This is a genomic window from Acinetobacter sp. YH12144 (genome assembly GCF_013418345.1).
GTDB lineage: Bacteria > Pseudomonadota > Gammaproteobacteria > Pseudomonadales > Moraxellaceae > Acinetobacter > Acinetobacter amyesii.
This window is the reverse complement of the sequence record NZ_VPCD01000001.1, coordinates 39,545-55,945: the sequence shown is the minus strand read 5'-3', so window position 1 is coordinate 55,945 and position 16,401 is coordinate 39,545. Positions and strand designations below refer to the sequence as shown.

Below are 16,401 nucleotides of genomic sequence, written 5' to 3'. Positions count from 1 at the left end.
TCGCCCCATTCTCAAAAAGAACAGGGCATTGGACAGCTTTGCCAGATCAAAAGACCGATGCACAACATATTCCCCCGTGGCCATTGGTGTGTCTTGTTTTTATTAATTTTAAATTAATCGGCTAAAGGGCGGGTGCTCTATAGATTTGGCCGTTTTGTATAAAAATGCAGAAAGAGGAAAACAGCATGATTAAAGGTTTAGCAATCACGCCGCCAATGCTTGGACGAATCAGCATTGGGCGGGTAGTGGAAAAGAACGGAAAACGTCTGCCTGAAAAAGACGACCAATTCACCATAACCTCCCAAATTCAGAACAAAGAAGGATGGATTAAGCATCCGCTAGATGAGCAGCTGCGGGTCAATGTGCCAAATCAAAAGCTGCGGACGATTCCTGTCCGTATGATCTTCAATGATCCTGATCTGAACTTAAGAGCAGAGTACACCATGTTTGACCGGCAAACGGGTCGACCTGTGTGTATGGGAAATGGTGAAACCTGTCAAAGGCGAACACAGCAAGGGATAGAGAAACTGCCATGTCCCTCGCCAGATATATGTCCATTGGCTCAGGGCGGCAACTGCAAACCTTATGGACGATTGCATGTGAACTTAGATGAGTCTGATGAATTTGGCACCTTCATTTTCAGGACAGCGGGCTTCAATAGTATCCGCACCTTGGCTGCTCGGCTGAGTTATTACCATGCGGCTTCGAATGGCTTGCTTTCATGTCTGCCATTGCAGTTGACGCTAAGAGGTAAAAGCACAACTCAGAGTTATCGCCAGCCTGTGTATTACGTGGATTTAACCTTAAAGGACGGTATTAGCTTGAATGACGCGATTGTCATGGCAAAGCAAATTGATGAGCAAAGTAAACAGGCGGGGTTCTATCAGGAGGCTTTGGACCATATCGCCAGACAAGGCTTTGCCAATGCGCAATTTGAGATGGATGGAGAGGAGGGATTGGAGGTTGTTGAAGAGTTTTATTCGGATGATCAACAGCAGCCGAAAAGTAATGAAACCAATGCTTTTGATATACAGCAGGAGTTAAAGGGAGCAGTGACTGCATTGAATTAAGCCGGCAGGTAAAAACACACAGATGTGCCGTATCTCATGAGCGAGGAGCTCGTCAACATGAGATGAGGAAATAAACATGAATGCATTTACAGGTCAGACATTTCAGATGCAGCAGCTGATTAGCATTAAGCAGGTTGTAGAGTTCGTTGGTGTGGGCCGTTCTACTATCTATGAAATGATGGATGAAAACTCCCCCTATTATGATCCAACTTTTCCAAAGAAAGTAAAGATCACCAAAAATCGTATCGGCTGGTCAGCTTTAGAGATCCATCAGTGGATTGAAAATAAGTTGGCAAGCCGTGAATAATTGGGGAGCTGATGCTCCCTTATTTTTTGGTTTTCGAGTAGACTGAATATGTCTTATAACCTAATAGTTGTTAATGAAAACAATAGATTACTACAATAATTTTGCAGATGATTTTGCTGAAGCAACTTTGCACGTTGATATGGCTAGTTTATACCAACCATTTTTAACAGAGTTGCCTAAAACAGCTCGTATCCTTGATGTTGGTTGTGGGTCAGGTCGTGACACTTTAGCTTTTAAAAATAAAGGTTATGAGGTTGATGCAATTGATTATTCAGAAGAGCTTGTAAAGAGAGCGACTCAACTTACTGGTGTTCACGTGAAGTTTAAGAGCTTTTATGAAGTTAATGAACTCGAGGTTTATGATGGAATTTGGGCATGTGCATCTTTATTGCATTGTGAGCGTGATCGCTTAGCTGAAGTCATTGGGCAGTTGATAACAGCCTTAAAACCAAATGGTGTGCTGTATATGTCATTTAAGTATGGCGACAGTGACCGAGAAAAAGATGGTAGGGCTTTTACGGATTTGGATGTGGCTCAGGCAAAAGCATTACTTCAGCTCTTTGAAGATGTTGAACAAATCCAGCAATGGATTACAGTGGATAAGCGACCTGATCGTGATGAAAAGTGGCTGAATATACTTTGGAAAAAACATGCCTGACTTTATTCCTACTGCACAGGAACAGCTCAAATTTCTAAAGAATATTCAGCTGATTTTACAGTCAGGAAGTTTTAGCAGTACCTATAAGTTTGCTTTACTTATTAGCCTAAGCCGATTGGCGATTGAAAAAGGTGAAGACGCAGGTGGAAGTCTATCGCTCGAATATACAGATATTGCTGAAAAGTTTATCGAGTTGTATTGGAAGCAGGCTGTACCATATGTGTTTAATGATGAAGGTCAGCTGATCCTAAATCAAAACAATGGCAAGCAAGCAGCCATTGTGAATCGCATTATTGCATTAAGGCAGAGCTACTCAACTCTTGGACTGTTAAGGCGCGACTCATTGATATGGTTGAAGCTTGTTAAAGATGTGGCACGCACAGTTAAAGAGATGCCAGTACGTTATCTGCAAAACATCAATGGTCAAAATTTTGAGTTTATATTTCAGCTTAATCAGTGCGGAAAGCAACTCATTCTTTTACCCCAAGTAATGTACTGTCTACGTCAATTCAGCGAGATCATTGAAGAGCTTTGTCAGAAATGTTGGATAGACTACATCCGAAAGAACAGCAGCAACGCACCAATTCTGAATAAATTACCGAATCTTGAACAATTCATGTTTGAACCGAATCGAAACCAGTTGAATGCAGTTGCGAATGTATTGGTCGAGCTACAGGACTGTAAATGCTTCTACTGTAATAAGCCAATGAAAAAAGGCAATTATGCAGTTGATCACTTCATTCCTTGGTCAATGTATTCATCGGACACGGGGCATAATTTTGTCTTGGCGGATTCAAGCTGTAATTCTAAGAAACGCAACTTACTCGCTTCCAATGAGTTTTTGCATAAGTGGCAAGAACGTAATGAAGAACAAGATTCGATTATTGTGGATCGAATTTCTGTACTGGGGTTCCTGACCGATAAAGAGCGGTCACATAAGGTGGCGGAGTGGGCGTATGCTCAGGCGAAAGAAAATAATTATTCTATTTGGTCTATAGACAACTGAAAACAATATGTAAAAGAAGTAGAAACTTATATGATTTAATACTTCAGATAAAAATTTAAATATGTATCAAGAAGGGTGGGTGATTTAGGAATGGCTTCATTATATCTAAATAGATTGAGTGTCAATGAAAGAGAAAAATTGATTAATGATCTTCATTTAGCACAAAAAGGTCAGTGTTTTATTTGTGAAAAGCCAATAGATTTAGTCATTCACTCTGACAGTATTGATATCGATCATGTGATTCCATCTGCTCATAATGGCAAAGATGACCCTAGTAATTTTGCAGTAACCCATGCCAGTTGCAATAGGTCAAAACAGGCAAGCAATCTTGAGGTGGCTCGAATATTACAACGCTTTAAACAATTAAAAGAAGACTTACAGCAGGATAATAAAGTTCCAAATTTAGCGCATATTCTAGATAGAGCTAATGGTGGGAAGCATGAACTCAATTTTAAAATTGAAGGTGACAACATTCAGTTCAGCTTATCTAGTATAGGTGATGAAAAAATTTACCAATTGCCGCTCTATCAAGATGACCTAAGTGGATTCAAATATTTTTTCGCTAAAATGCCAATAGAATATTTACATCATGATCAACGAATTAATCCAAGATCAATTGGTCCTAATATTGGTAAATTGGTTGAAGAGTTTTATCAAAAGAGACCGCAACTACATATTCCTTTAGCATGGATGAAGAGTGAAAATAATAAATCAGGTATCTTTATCTTTGATGGTCAACATAAGGCAGCAGCGCAAATTATGTTGGGCGTGCGTTCTTTACCTGTAAGAGTTTTTGTTGACGTGGATGCTGATGTTTTGATTACGACAAATTTCAACGCTGGCACCACAATAAAACAAGTAGCATTTGATAAATCTGTACAGCGTCATTTGGGTAGTACTTTATATCAAGATAAATTACAGCGTTACCGTACAGATACCGCACGAGACGTAAATGATTTCACCTTTTCAGAAAAGGATTTAGCTTCTCACTTTAAAGGTCAGTCTCGAGAGATCAAACGCTATGTTCTGGATGCTGTTCGCAATGCAGTGATTACTAGCCCAGACAATAAGTTGCGTGACTATATTGATATGGCAGGTAAAGCAACTGAAAAACCAATTTCATATAGCAGTGTAGAACGGACATTCTATTCATTTTTTATTCATTCAGATCTATTAGAAACGCGCTTAGATTATAAAACTGATATAGGAGAAAATCCTCGAGAGCTTGAGATTAGTCAATTGGTCCAGTTGATGAATATCATTGCTGAGGAGTTTTATATCGATAAATATAACTTTGATATTGGAACAGGTCAGATCGAAAGTAAAATTCAAAAAGGTCAGGTCATTCCGCTCGAGCACTTAAAAGCTTTTCGTTTGAGTAAAGAAGAGATTGTTTATAATTGGCTGTTGTTCGTGCGAGATGTAATTAATAATTATTACAGTACGGTAGGTGGTGCTTATTATCCAAATAAGCCATTTCAAACAAAGTTCCCTGATCAGCTTTGGATGAATATTCGCAATTTTCTAAGAAATTTTGCAGCGCTTCCATTTTTAGTGAATACACAACTGTCATCTACGATTTTCAGTGGAAAACGTTCTACTGATTACTGGCAGATGATTTTGAAAACTGGTGAAAGTAATGATGGCATTAAGGTGATGCCTCATGGGATTATTCTTATCCAAATGCAACAACCTAGTTAAATAGTTACCCTTTGCCGTCTTATGGCTGCAAAGGGAAATACTTAAAATTTAGAAATACCGCTAATATTTTTTAGTGCTGTTGCTTCTATGCCAGTTGCTTTTCTTAAGCTAGGTCTTTTGGTCAGAAATTTTTGATGGATAAGCTGCCAGTCTTCATTTGCTTTATCCCATTCTATCGGTAAGGTTAGTAAGGATTTTTTACCTGTATAGGCATATATAAAATCATCCGAGACCATATCAGGCGGTGTTGCTTTTGCGTGAACAGTAAAACAATCAACTAATGTATATCGAGTTTCTTTATAACTTATTTTTTCGCCCTGAATCATCCAAATGATATCACCTGCATTAATGCGAATTTCTTCTTTCATATAGACAATAGATTGCTCAAGAGCAGCGTAAGGAAAGGGATTATCTTCAGAATGCGCTTGATGATAAGCAAGCCAATTTTGCTTCATTTTATTAAGACCTTTGATGTTGCATTGTAATATTCTGCTATTCATTATAAAGGACTCGAATAACTAAAAAATGTTCAATTTTTCATCTTAATTTTGATGGCTGAAAGGCTGTAAAAATAACTCAAAATAACAGTTGTTCAATGCAATCAAATTACCGAGAATATGGATAATTGATTGGTCTGTATTGACAGGCTATAACCTCTTTTTAAGCATCTTAGAATGCTCTAATATTTGATTAAATGTAGACCACCTATGAACAAGCAACAACTCGCTTCCAAAATCTGGGATTCCGCAAACAAAATGCGCTCAAAGATTGAGGCAAATGAATATAAAGACTATATCCTCGGGTTCATGTTCTACAAGTTTCTCTCTGATAAAGAATTAAGTTTTTTAGAAGCCAATGACTTTGCACAGTCAGATATTGAAGCACTGACAGAAGAAGATGCTGAAACCGTAGAATTTATTAAAAATGGTATCGGTTATTTCATTGCTTATGATGACCTGTTCTCAACATGGCTCAATAAAGGCTTAGACTTTACCGTTGCTGATGTCCGTGATGCTCTATCCGCTTTCTCACGTCACATTCATAGCTCTCACAAAAAAGTGTTTGATGGCATCTTTAAGACATTAGAGACAGGTCTAAGTAAATTAGGCGATAACTCAAATAGCCAGACCAAAGCGATCAGTGATTTATTGCAACTGATAAAAGTTATTCCAATGAATAACAAGCAAGACTATGACGTGCTTGGCTTCATTTATGAATACTTAATTGGCTCTTTTGCTGCCAATGCAGGTAAAAAAGCAGGTGAGTTCTATACACCGCATGAAGTTTCAGTTCTTATGTCTGAAATCATTGCGCATCATTTAAAAGATCAGCCTGAAATCAAAATTTACGATCCAACAAGTGGTTCGGGGTCGTTGCTGATTAATATTGGTAGTTCTGTGGCGAAGCATGTGAATGATGCCAATAAAATCAAATACTACGCACAAGAGTTAAAAGAGAACACCTATAACTTAACCCGTATGAACTTAGTCATGCGTGGTATCTTGCCTGCCAACATTGTGGCGAGAAATGCAGATACTTTAGAAGATGACTGGCCATTTTTTGAAGACAATGATCCGATCAATACATACGAACCACTCTATGTAGATGCAGTGGTATCCAATCCACCGTATTCGCAAGCATGGGATCCAGCAAATAAAGATGCAGACCCTAGATACAAAGAATTTGGTTTAGCCCCTAAAACCAAAGCGGATTATGCGTTCTTGTTGCATGATTTATATCATTTAAAACCAAATGGCATTATGGCGATTGTCTTACCACATGGCGTGTTGTTCCGTGGTGGTGAAGAAGAGCGTATCCGTACCAATTTAATTAAGAAAAACCATATTGATGCGATTATTGGTTTACCTGCCAATATTTTCTTTGGTACGGGTATTCCAACGGTCATTATTATTTTAAAACAACAACGTCCAACCGCAGACGTATTGATTGTTGATGCGTCTAAAGGATTTGTGAAGCTCGGTAAAAATAACCATCTTCAAGCATCGAATATCAAGAAAATTGTCGATACCGTGATTGAACGCAAAGACGTTGAACAGTTTTCACGTGTGGTGACACAACAAGAAATTCGTGATCAAGGCTATAACTTAAATATTCCTCGTTATGTAGATTCTTCCGCAACGGCAGAAACTTGGGACATTTATGCCACCATGTTTGGCGGTATTCCGAAAAAAGAAATTGATATACATGCAGCGTATTGGAAGGCATTCCCACAGTTACGCCAAGACTTATTTACAGAAAGTGATACGCCTTACGTTAATTTGGCGACGACTGAAATTAGCCAAGCGATTCATAGCCATCAAGATGTAAAAGGCTTTGTTGGTCAATTTAATACTGCATTTGCTGATTTTAAGGATTACTTGAAGGGTGAACTCATTGGCAAAATGCAAAGCTTGCACATTGCCCAGCAAGAAGACGTTTTAAGTAAGGACATCTTTAAGCGCTTAGCTGATATTCCATTGGTGGATAAATATCAGGCGTACCAAGCTTTAGATGATCAATGGCAAGGAATTGCAGGTGATTTGGAGATTATTCAATCTGAAGGCTTGGATGCTGCCAAAATCGTTAATCCAAATATCGTGATTAAAAAGAAAGATGGTAAAGAGCATGAAGTACAAGAAGGTTGGGTAGGCTATGTATTGCCATTTGATCTAGTACAGCAACGTTTATTGTCTAAAGAATTGGAAGCCTTAAAAGTCAAAGAGCGTGAACTTGCAGAAGCGAGTGCAGAGATCGAGTCTTTGATGGAGTCTTTATCTGAAGAAGATAAAGAGCAGTTGTTAAATGAAGCCAATGATGCCTTTGTGCCTGCTGAAATTGCTAAGGCCTTAAAGCAAGCTTATGCGGAAATTGAAACGCCTGAAATTGTGGCACTCAATGAGTATCTTGAGTTTTTAGGTACAGATCCAAAGCCTAAAAAGCCCCAAAAAGAGCAGTTTGTAAAAGACCATGCAGAAGTGCAATGGTCAAATATTGAAGCCAATAAAGATGGCACTTATGCAGCCCCAAAAGTTAAAGCGTATTTAAAGCAATTACGTTCAGGCTTTAGTTTTGAAGAAGGCAGTTTAGAGGCAACTTTGGTGCGGGTGGATGAGTTACTTGCACAAGAGAAAGAGTTAAAAGCACAGATTAGTAAAGACGAAGCTGTACTGCATCTATTAACCAAAACCACGATAGAAGCTTTAGAAGAAGCTCAAGTGAAAGCGTTGTTAGAAGCGAAGTGGGTTGAACCAATTGTGTCTGCGATTTTGGCATTGCCTAATGAAGTGATTGAGCATTTGACTGATACGGTACAGGCTTTAGCAGATAAATATGCAGTGACTTATACAGAAACTACGCAAAAGCTGACTGAGGCAGAGCATAGCCTTGCAGACTTGATTGGTGACTTAACAGGTGATGAGTTTGATTTGAAAGGCTTGGCACAGTTTCAAGCATTGTTAAAAGGGGTGTAATGTGGAAAAACAAAAATGCCCTGTAGTTCGATTCAGTAAATTTGGAGAAAATTGGGAGGCACAGCCTCTTAAAAATATTTTTGGAAAAATTAGGAATGCCTTTGTTGGTACAGCAACACCTTATTATGTCAAAAAAGGAAATTTCTATTTAGAATCTAATAATGTTAAAGATGGTTTAATAAATAGAAAAACACAAATCTTTATCGATGATTACTTTTATTTTAAGCAGAAAGATAAGTGGTTAAAAACAGGCGACTTAGTAATGGTGCAGTCAGGTCATGTGGGGCATGCGGCTGTAATACCTGAAGAGCTTAATAATTCAGCTGCTCATGCTTTAATCATGTTTTCTGATTACAAAGTTCCGACTAATCCTTATTTTCTGAATTACCAGTTACAGACGAATAATGCTAAAAGCGCTATTGAGAAATTCACAACTGGTAATACCATTAGACATATTCTTTCATCGGACATGAAAGAGTTTTTAGGATTTTTTACTAATTTTGATGAACAATTAAAAGTAGGTGAATTTTTCCAAAACCTCGATCAATCGATTGCTTTGCATGAAAAGAAACTTATTCAAACCCAAAACTTTAAAAAAGCGATGCTGGAAAAAATGTTTCCAAAACAGGGTAGCCTGTGTCCTGAAATTCGTTTAAAAGGTTTTAGTGGGGATTGGGAAGAACGGCAGTTAAAGGATATTTCTTTCAAAGTTCTTGAAAAGAATAGTGAGCATTTGTATTCAGAAACTTTTACGAACTCTGCACAGTTCGGTGTAATTTCTCAGCGTGATTTTTTTGATAAAGATATTTCAAATACAAGTAATATCGGAGGATATTATGTTGTAAAAGATAATGATTTTATCTATAACCCACGTATTTCAAACTTTGCTCCAGTTGGTCCAGTTAAGAGAAATAAGCTTGGTCGTACTGGTGTTGTATCTCCACTATATTTTGTTTTTAGAACACATGACGCTGATCATCAATTCTTAGAAACTTATTTTGAAACATCAGTTTGGCATAAATTTATGCTACTGAATGGTGATACTGGTGCTCGTTCAGATCGTTTAGCGATAAAAGATACGATTTTTATGGAAATGCCAGTTTATTGTCCTTCTTTTGAAGAACAACAGAAAATTGGTCAGTTCTTTAAACAATTAGATGAAACAATCAAGTTACAACAGCAACAGCTCCAAACTGTAAAAAATCTGAAACAAGCATTTTTAGAAAAAATGTTTGTTTAATAATTGCTATATCCCCCTTGATGTAAGGGGGATTTTTAAAATCTAAATACTGACTTTATAAAACTAAATTTGATATGACTTTTAAAAGCGAAACAGCATTCGAACAAGCACTCATTGATCTCCTTTTAAAAAAAGGTTGGCAAGATGTCATTAAAAACCCAACGGAACAGGATCTGATTGATAACTGGGCAGAGATTCTTTTCCAAAACAACCGAGAAATTGATCGACTGAATAATCAGCCACTCACTCAAGGGGAAATGGATCAGATTATTGAACAGATCAATACACTGCGCACGCCTTTTGCTCTCAATGGCTTTATTAACGGTAAAACTGTATCCATTAAACGTGACAATCCAAATGATGAACTACATTATGGTAAAGAAGTCAGCTTAACCATTTATGACCGTCAAGAAATTGCCGCAGGTAAAAGTCGTTATCAGATTGCGCAACAACCCAAATTCCCAACCAAATCTAAAATTTTAAATGACCGACGTGGCGACTTAATGCTGCTCATTAACGGTATGCCAGTTTTTCATATCGAGCTAAAACGCTCAGGCGTACCTGTGAGTCAGGCAGCACACCAAATTGAAAACTACGCACGTTCGGGCATCTTTACAGGTTTGTTTGCATTGGTACAAATCTTCGTGGCAATGAACCCAGAAGAAACTTGGTACTTTGCCAACCCAGGGCCTGATGGAAAATTTAACTCAGACTTCTATTTCAACTGGGGCGATTTTAATAACGAACCCGTGAACTATTGGAAAGATATTGCGGGGAACCTGCTTTCTATACCAATGGCACATCAACTGATTGGCTTCTATACCATTGCGGATAAAACCGATGGTGTTCTAAAAGTCATGCGCAGTTATCAGTGTTTTGCTGTGCATGAAATCACGGATCGGGTGGCAAGTATTGAATGGGATGGCAGAGATCGTTTAGGGGGGTATATTTGGCATACCACAGGATCTGGTAAAACCATGACCAGCTTTAAGGCAGCCCATTTGATTGCCCTGAGCAAAGATGCAGATAAAGTCATCTTCTTGATGGATCGTATTGAGTTGGGTGTGCAGTCACTTGAGCAATATAACAACTTTGCTGAGATTGAAGACTTTGTTCAAGCCACTGAAAATACCCATGCCTTGGTAAGTAAGCTCAAAAGTAAAAATCCAAATGAAGTCTTGATCGTAAGCTCAATTCAAAAAATGAGTAATATCAAAGATGAAGATGGCGGTTTAAATGCACATGACATTGAACTGATCAATAAAAAACGCATTGTCATTATTGTAGATGAAGCACATCGCTCTACATTTGGTGAAATGTTGATGACCATTAAAGATACCTTCCCACAAGCAGTATTCTTTGGTTTTACAGGGACACCGATTCAAGAAGAAAATGAAAAAAATATGAATACCACGGCAACGGTATTCGGCAATGAATTACACCGTTACAGCATTGCAGATGGTATTCGAGATAAAAACGTTTTAGGTTTTGATCCGTATTTAGTTTCAACCTATAAAGATTCTAAATTGCGTAAAGAAGTTGCACTGTATCAGGCAAAAGCCAATACAGAAAAAGAAGCCATCGATGATCCTGACAAAAAAGCAGTCTATCAACGCTTTATGGACAGTAAGCAAGTTGCAATGGCAGGGCGTATAGATAAGACAGGTAAATACATAAAAGGAATTGAGGATTACCTGCCAACGTCACAGTATCACCGTACAGAGCATCGCAATAAAGTTGTTGAAGATATCAAAGACAATTGGGTGCAGTACAGCCAAAATCATAAATTCCATGCCATGTTTGCGACCAGTAGCATTCCTGAAGCGATTGAGTACTATCGACTGATTAAAAAGGCGATGCCAAAGCTCAAAGTCACAGCCTTATTTGATCCAAATATTGATAACAATGGTAATGCTGCCTTTAAACAGGATGGCTTAGTTGAAATTATTCAAGACTACAATGCACTTTATGGTGTGGACTTTAGTTTAGCTACTCACGCCAAGATGAAGAGAGATATTGCAGATCGCCTATCACACAAAGAAGCCTATAAACGCATCGAAAATACGCCTGAAAAACAGCTTGATCTGTTAATTGTGGTGGATCAAATGCTGACAGGTTTTGACTCAAAATGGGTCAATACGCTGTATTTGGATAAGATGTTAGAATATGCGAATCTGATTCAAGCCTTCTCACGTACCAATCGCTTGTTTGGCAAAGATAAGCCATTTGGCATTATTCGTTATTATCGTCGTCCGCACACTATGAAGCGTAATATCGACGCTGCGGTAAAATTATATTCGGGTGATAAGCCATTGGCTTTATTTGTCGATAAATTGCCAAGCAATTTAAAAAACATCAATGACATCTTCGAAAAAATTGATGAGCTATTTAAAAGTGCCCATGTGTCTAATTTTGAGAAGTTACCAGAAGACGATCAGTCATGTGCATTATTTGCAAAACTGTTTAAACAACTCAACGAATATCTTGAAGCCGCTAAAATTCAGGGCTTTAAATGGGATAAGTTAAGTTATGAATTTACTGATGAGCAGAAAAAGAAATTTACCATTCAATTAAAGTTGGATGAGCAAACCTTCTTAGTTCTGGCACTGCGTTATAAAGAACTGTTCTCGAATGGCGGTGGTGGCGGAACTGGTGGCGGTAGCATACCTTTTGAAATAGAAGGCTATTTAACAGAAATCGATACAGATAAAATCGATTCAGATTACATGAACAGTCGTTTTGATAAATATCTGAAAGCACTGCGTAATGGTGATTTAGAACTTTCTATTGAAGATGCGTTAAATGAATTGCATAAGAGTTTTGCAATGCTCAGTGCCGAAGAACAGAAGTTTGCCAACATCTTCTTGCATGATGTACAGAGTGGAGATGTGACTCTTGTTGCTGGTAAATCGTTCAGGGATTACATCACTGAGTATCAATTCCAAGCACAAGAAGATGGAATTCATGATCTTGCAGAAGCCCTAGGGCTCGATGAAACGAAGTTAAGACAACTCATGAATACTCAGGTCACTGTAAATAATATTAATGAGTTTGGACGTTTTGATGAGCTTCTGGCAACGGTAGATAAGGTCAAAGCAAAACAGTATTTAGAAGCTAAGGATGGAGCAACCATTCCTCCTTTCAAAGTGAATATTCGAGTGGATGCAATGTTGCGAAAATTCATCTTAAGTAATGGTAAAGATTTAGCATAGAGATATAAGACAAGGCCATATGACCTTGTCTTATTTTTCATTCTATTGTTATTGCTTCAGCTTCTAGTAGATATAACTCATTGATCAATAAAAATTCTCGGTACTGATGAATTAAGTTTTCATCTTTCTCTCGATGTGCACGGGCGTTCCGAAAAGCCATATATGCACCTGTAAATAAATTTACTCGACCTTTAATCTCAGCACTGTCTGGTACATCCCAAGTAAGCAGACCATTTTCACCTTGAAAGACTTGAGCAAATAGTTTGGTGCTATGCTCACGGATACCTGTACGTGTACGAATAATATCTTCAAGACGCTTATATGCTTTTGTTAAAGCAGAGTCGGGATCTTGTTTAAAGAGTAGAGCAAGGTCAAAAATTCTGTCATCAATAATGGAGTAGGGTAGTTCTAAAGGGTAGTAACACTTTGACTTGGTAGTTTGGGTTACTTCATTTTCGAAAGGATAAATATAATCATGCAGACGAATAGGACGAATGATTTTTTGCTGATAAATAAAATCGATATCCTGATCATTTAATGATGAGTTATTCAATCTATTGAGAAGCTTCGTAGGTATTAGAATTTCTTCAGTTTCAATTCTATGTTTGCTTAAAAGAGCTAATGCTTTTGCTAGACCCTTTGGTCCTTCACCTGAATAACCAGATGTAAAGCCAGAGCGAATGACATAATAATTTTCGGTTAGATCTTTCAGGATAAAGGCATGAGATTGTTCACTTGTCAGCAATAGAGCGTAACTTAGATCTGCATGAGTTTGGATCAAATTGTGCAGGCTTAATAGACATGTTTCTGTAATGCCTTCTTCACCTAAATAATCGACACGATAGTAATTTTCTGTTTTAAACATTTTTATAAATAGAGAATTTTTGTTCGAAAAGATGATGGGGTAAATTGGGGTAAAAATCTAGCGCATTAAATTATTTAAATAATAGATTTAATTAGAAATTTGAACTCAATTCAATTGCCACCACCGCACCATCAAAGATCTTGTTCTTAATAATTTAAAGTGCAATTATCTACTAATAAATTGTTGTTTTTATGTAAAAATGTGATTAAATTACTAAAAATTAAATATTAGTAGAGGGTAACTTGCAGTTCATAATTAATAATCCTTACCGTATTTTGGGGCTCACTGCAAATGCTTCATCAAGAGAAGTAGCAAAAAGAGTAGCTGATTTAGAAACATTTGCTGAGTTTGGTAAGCAAAAAAAATATTCCCTTGATCTAATTGAAATAGCACCTCTTACAAGAACAGTAGATACGATTCAACAAGCTGCTAAAGATATTGAAAGTGATACTGATAAATTAGTCTATGCATTTTTTTGGTTTGCTAAAGTCGATAGTGTGGATGATTTAGCGATAGAGTGTATTGAAAATAATGCAGTTCAAAAAGCATTTGAAATATGGGATCAGCAAATTTCTAAAGATGAAAATGAGGCGAAGTTCTCATGGCGATTAAACCGTGCTGTCATCTCTTTATTTCGATCTCAGGCACCACAATTTGATTCCACCAACTTTGAATTGGCTTTGGCAGATTTAGGGTATTTAACCGATGAGCATTTTGAAGAGGTTAAAGACTTTGTATTTGGTAATAACAGTGTAAATGTTAATCAGCCTCAAGTTGTGAAAAAGATTATCGATGAGCTTATTGGCTTTGTGAGTAATTTGGAAGAACAGCCTTATGGTGAACATTATCTTGATCTTTTGAATGAGTTTTGGACATTTAATTCAGACTTGCAGGATTATATTCAGACGAAATTATTTGCACCTTGTATTAATCAGATCGAGATTGCGATCCAAAAAAGTAAACAGTTGAGAGATGCTGAAAATTCAAGTTCTATAAACCAATATAATGGTTTGAAAGAAGTTGAAGATCTAATTTATGAGATAGACGAGTTTTCAGAAAATTATAAGATTCAGAATATTATCAATGAATACGCCAATGAGGTGAGACGATGCTCACTATATGCATACAATCAGATGGATAATCGTGATTTGGCATATGAATTAATTTCATGGGCCGAAGCGTTACCATCCTATGGACAGGTTGCTCAGGATATTGAGAAAAATAAAGAAGAATTAATTGATTTAATAGAAAATGATAAATTTGAAGAGATCTATGCAACTATTACTGATTATATAAAACGAGATTTACACTCCATAGATGATGCTAGAAAAGTTTTGAATGTATTTAAAATTGAGCTGGCAAAAGTAGATGTACATAACGAAATGTACTATACAGTATCCTCCTACTGCGTTACCAAAATTTTGAATTACTTAATTGATGAATTTAATGAAGCGAGTGATCGATTAGAACGTGATAAAAATTTAGAAGGTTTTTATAGAGTAGCTGTGTCAGTCCGTGATGTTATGGCGCAACTTAGGAATTTTGAAAAATCATCAGAAGTTAAAGAGCGATTAGAAAATAATTATCGAAGTATAAGTTCACAAGCCAATGAAGTGCATAGTATTTTAGAAACTGTCAAAAGAAATGGTACATCGAATTATTCGAATAATAATTCATCATATCCTTCAGCATATAAAGAGCCCGGCTTCTATAAATCTGATACAGATATCATAGTTAGTGGAACCCTCGGTGGGTTGGCGGAACTTTGGGGATGGAGTGCGGGAGTCCTTCGACTTGCTTTCGTTTTAATTAGTGCATTTACGTCTATTTGGCCAGGGGTCATTGTATACATCATATTGAGCATGATTATGCCAAAAAGAAATTAATGATTGAGTATTTAAGAATGAAGAATTCAATGAAAAGAATAGCTGTGCTTATAGTATTGGGTGGATTATTTGGACATGTATCAGCAGCATCGAATGATCAAATCCCACAGGATATCCGCGTTAAATTTGTTGAGGTTGAACAATTAAACCAACAGACATTAGAACAGCTTAAGCAAATTAAGACAGAAAGCCTTAAACAGCAACAAGCTTTAAGTGCAAAGATTGTTGAGCAAGATGAACAACATCAATTGCAAATAAAGACTTTAAATGACGAGATAAAAGTTTTAGAAGCGCAATTACAGGAAAGCATCAAAGCTCAACAACAAACTGTAGATCAGCTCAATCAGCTTGATAAAACAACAGCACAAACTACGGCAACAATTTATGACAGCATTACTGCACGCACGATAGCTGCTTTGATTGGACTTATTTTTGCTGTGGGTTTAATTGCGGCAAGTTATCTTTTACTTCGTAAGAAGCAATCACAATCGAATGAAGATCTATCATCTCAGGTGAAGTTAGCGTTGGATAATGTGCGGCAAACTGAAGAAAATATTGTGAAGTCTGATATCCAGCTTGTTGACCGTTTACATGAAGTATTAACTCAGTTAAAAGAACAAGCGAAGATAGTCCCAGTAGTCCAACAAAATAATGAACCGGATCATAGTTTACCTTTAAAACTCGCAGATGAAATTCATCGTATGCGTAAACGTCTTGCAGCACTTCCTGATGATACAAAGGGATTGAAACCACTCAGCAAGTCGTTAGAGCGCTTAGAAGATGAATTGTCAGAGCAAGGTTATGAAATTATTGATCATACTGGTACTAAATATATAGAAAATATGTCTATGAAAGCTCAGATTATACCAAGTGATGAACTAGAAAATGGTCAAAGTATTATAACCAAGGTTATTGTCCCACAAGTGAATTTCCAAGGGGTAATGATTCGTATGGCAGATGTAGAAGTAAGTGTGGGTTAAGGAAAT

General features: G+C 37.2%; 12 protein-coding genes. 10 read left to right on the top strand and 2 right to left on the bottom strand.

The features are described 5' to 3' along the window. Positions 1–185 precede the first annotated feature (185 nt). From FTU79_RS00260 to FTU79_RS00240, 5 genes are all read left to right on the top strand, one after another. On the top strand, positions 186–1,070 hold the full coding sequence (locus FTU79_RS00260) for a hydrolase or metal-binding protein (RefSeq protein ID WP_180048646.1): 885 nt from the start codon (positions 186–188) through the stop codon (positions 1,068–1,070). A 76-nt stretch (positions 1,071–1,146) separates the two neighbouring features. Continuing rightward, positions 1,147–1,377, top strand: coding sequence for an AlpA family transcriptional regulator (locus tag FTU79_RS00255; protein WP_180048645.1), 231 nt, complete (start codon positions 1,147–1,149; stop codon positions 1,375–1,377). Positions 1,378–1,450: 73 nt separating this feature from the next. Further along, entirely contained in the window at positions 1,451–2,035 is a 585-nt protein-coding gene (locus FTU79_RS00250) for a bifunctional 2-polyprenyl-6-hydroxyphenol methylase/3-demethylubiquinol 3-O-methyltransferase UbiG (protein WP_180048644.1), read from the top strand. Then, positions 2,028–3,041 (top strand): HNH endonuclease domain-containing protein, encoded by a 1,014-nt coding sequence (locus FTU79_RS00245; RefSeq protein WP_180048643.1) that lies wholly within the window; start codon positions 2,028–2,030, stop codon positions 3,039–3,041. The genes FTU79_RS00250 and FTU79_RS00245 overlap by 8 nt, the downstream gene beginning before the upstream one ends. Before the next feature lie 90 nt (positions 3,042–3,131). Beyond that, positions 3,132–4,742, top strand: coding sequence for an HNH endonuclease (locus tag FTU79_RS00240; RefSeq protein ID WP_180048642.1), 1,611 nt, complete (start codon positions 3,132–3,134; stop codon positions 4,740–4,742). A 41-nt stretch (positions 4,743–4,783) separates the two neighbouring features. On the opposite strand, the gene FTU79_RS00235 is transcribed toward FTU79_RS00240, so the two are convergent. Continuing rightward, complete coding sequence (locus tag FTU79_RS00235; protein ID WP_180048641.1) at positions 4,784–5,197, bottom strand: hypothetical protein; 414 nt, start codon at positions 5,195–5,197, stop codon at positions 4,784–4,786. Positions 5,198–5,449: 252 nt separating this feature from the next. Here FTU79_RS00235 and FTU79_RS00230 point away from each other — a divergent pair, with 252 nt between their 5' ends. The 3 genes from FTU79_RS00230 to FTU79_RS00220 all read left to right on the top strand — a co-directional run bounded on the left by FTU79_RS00230 (position 5,450) and on the right by FTU79_RS00220 (position 12,664). Continuing rightward, positions 5,450–8,212 carry a type I restriction-modification system subunit M gene (locus FTU79_RS00230; RefSeq protein ID WP_180048640.1) on the top strand — a complete coding sequence of 921 codons (2,763 nt, stop codon included), beginning with the start codon at positions 5,450–5,452 and terminating at the stop codon, positions 8,210–8,212. 1 nt (position 8,213) lies between these two features. Then, complete coding sequence (locus FTU79_RS16650) at positions 8,214–9,452, top strand: restriction endonuclease subunit S (protein WP_228737896.1); 1,239 nt, start codon at positions 8,214–8,216, stop codon at positions 9,450–9,452. Between the two features lie 74 nt (positions 9,453–9,526). Next, positions 9,527–12,664: a type I restriction endonuclease subunit R gene (locus tag FTU79_RS00220; RefSeq protein WP_180048639.1), complete on the top strand. Its 3,138-nt coding sequence runs from the start codon at positions 9,527–9,529 to the stop codon at positions 12,662–12,664. A gap of 37 nt (positions 12,665–12,701) precedes the next feature. Here FTU79_RS00220 and FTU79_RS00215 read toward each other — a convergent pair whose 3' ends face one another. Further along, complete coding sequence (locus FTU79_RS00215) at positions 12,702–13,529, bottom strand: TIGR02391 family protein (RefSeq protein WP_180048638.1); 828 nt, start codon at positions 13,527–13,529, stop codon at positions 12,702–12,704. A 242-nt stretch (positions 13,530–13,771) separates the two neighbouring features. On the opposite strand from FTU79_RS00215, the gene FTU79_RS00210 reads away from it, so the two are divergent. After that, complete coding sequence (locus FTU79_RS00210) at positions 13,772–15,415, top strand: PspC domain-containing protein (protein ID WP_180048637.1); 1,644 nt, start codon at positions 13,772–13,774, stop codon at positions 15,413–15,415. A 17-nt stretch (positions 15,416–15,432) separates the two neighbouring features. After that, complete coding sequence (locus FTU79_RS00205) at positions 15,433–16,395, top strand: hypothetical protein (RefSeq protein ID WP_180048636.1); 963 nt, start codon at positions 15,433–15,435, stop codon at positions 16,393–16,395. Positions 16,396–16,401 lie beyond the last annotated feature (6 nt).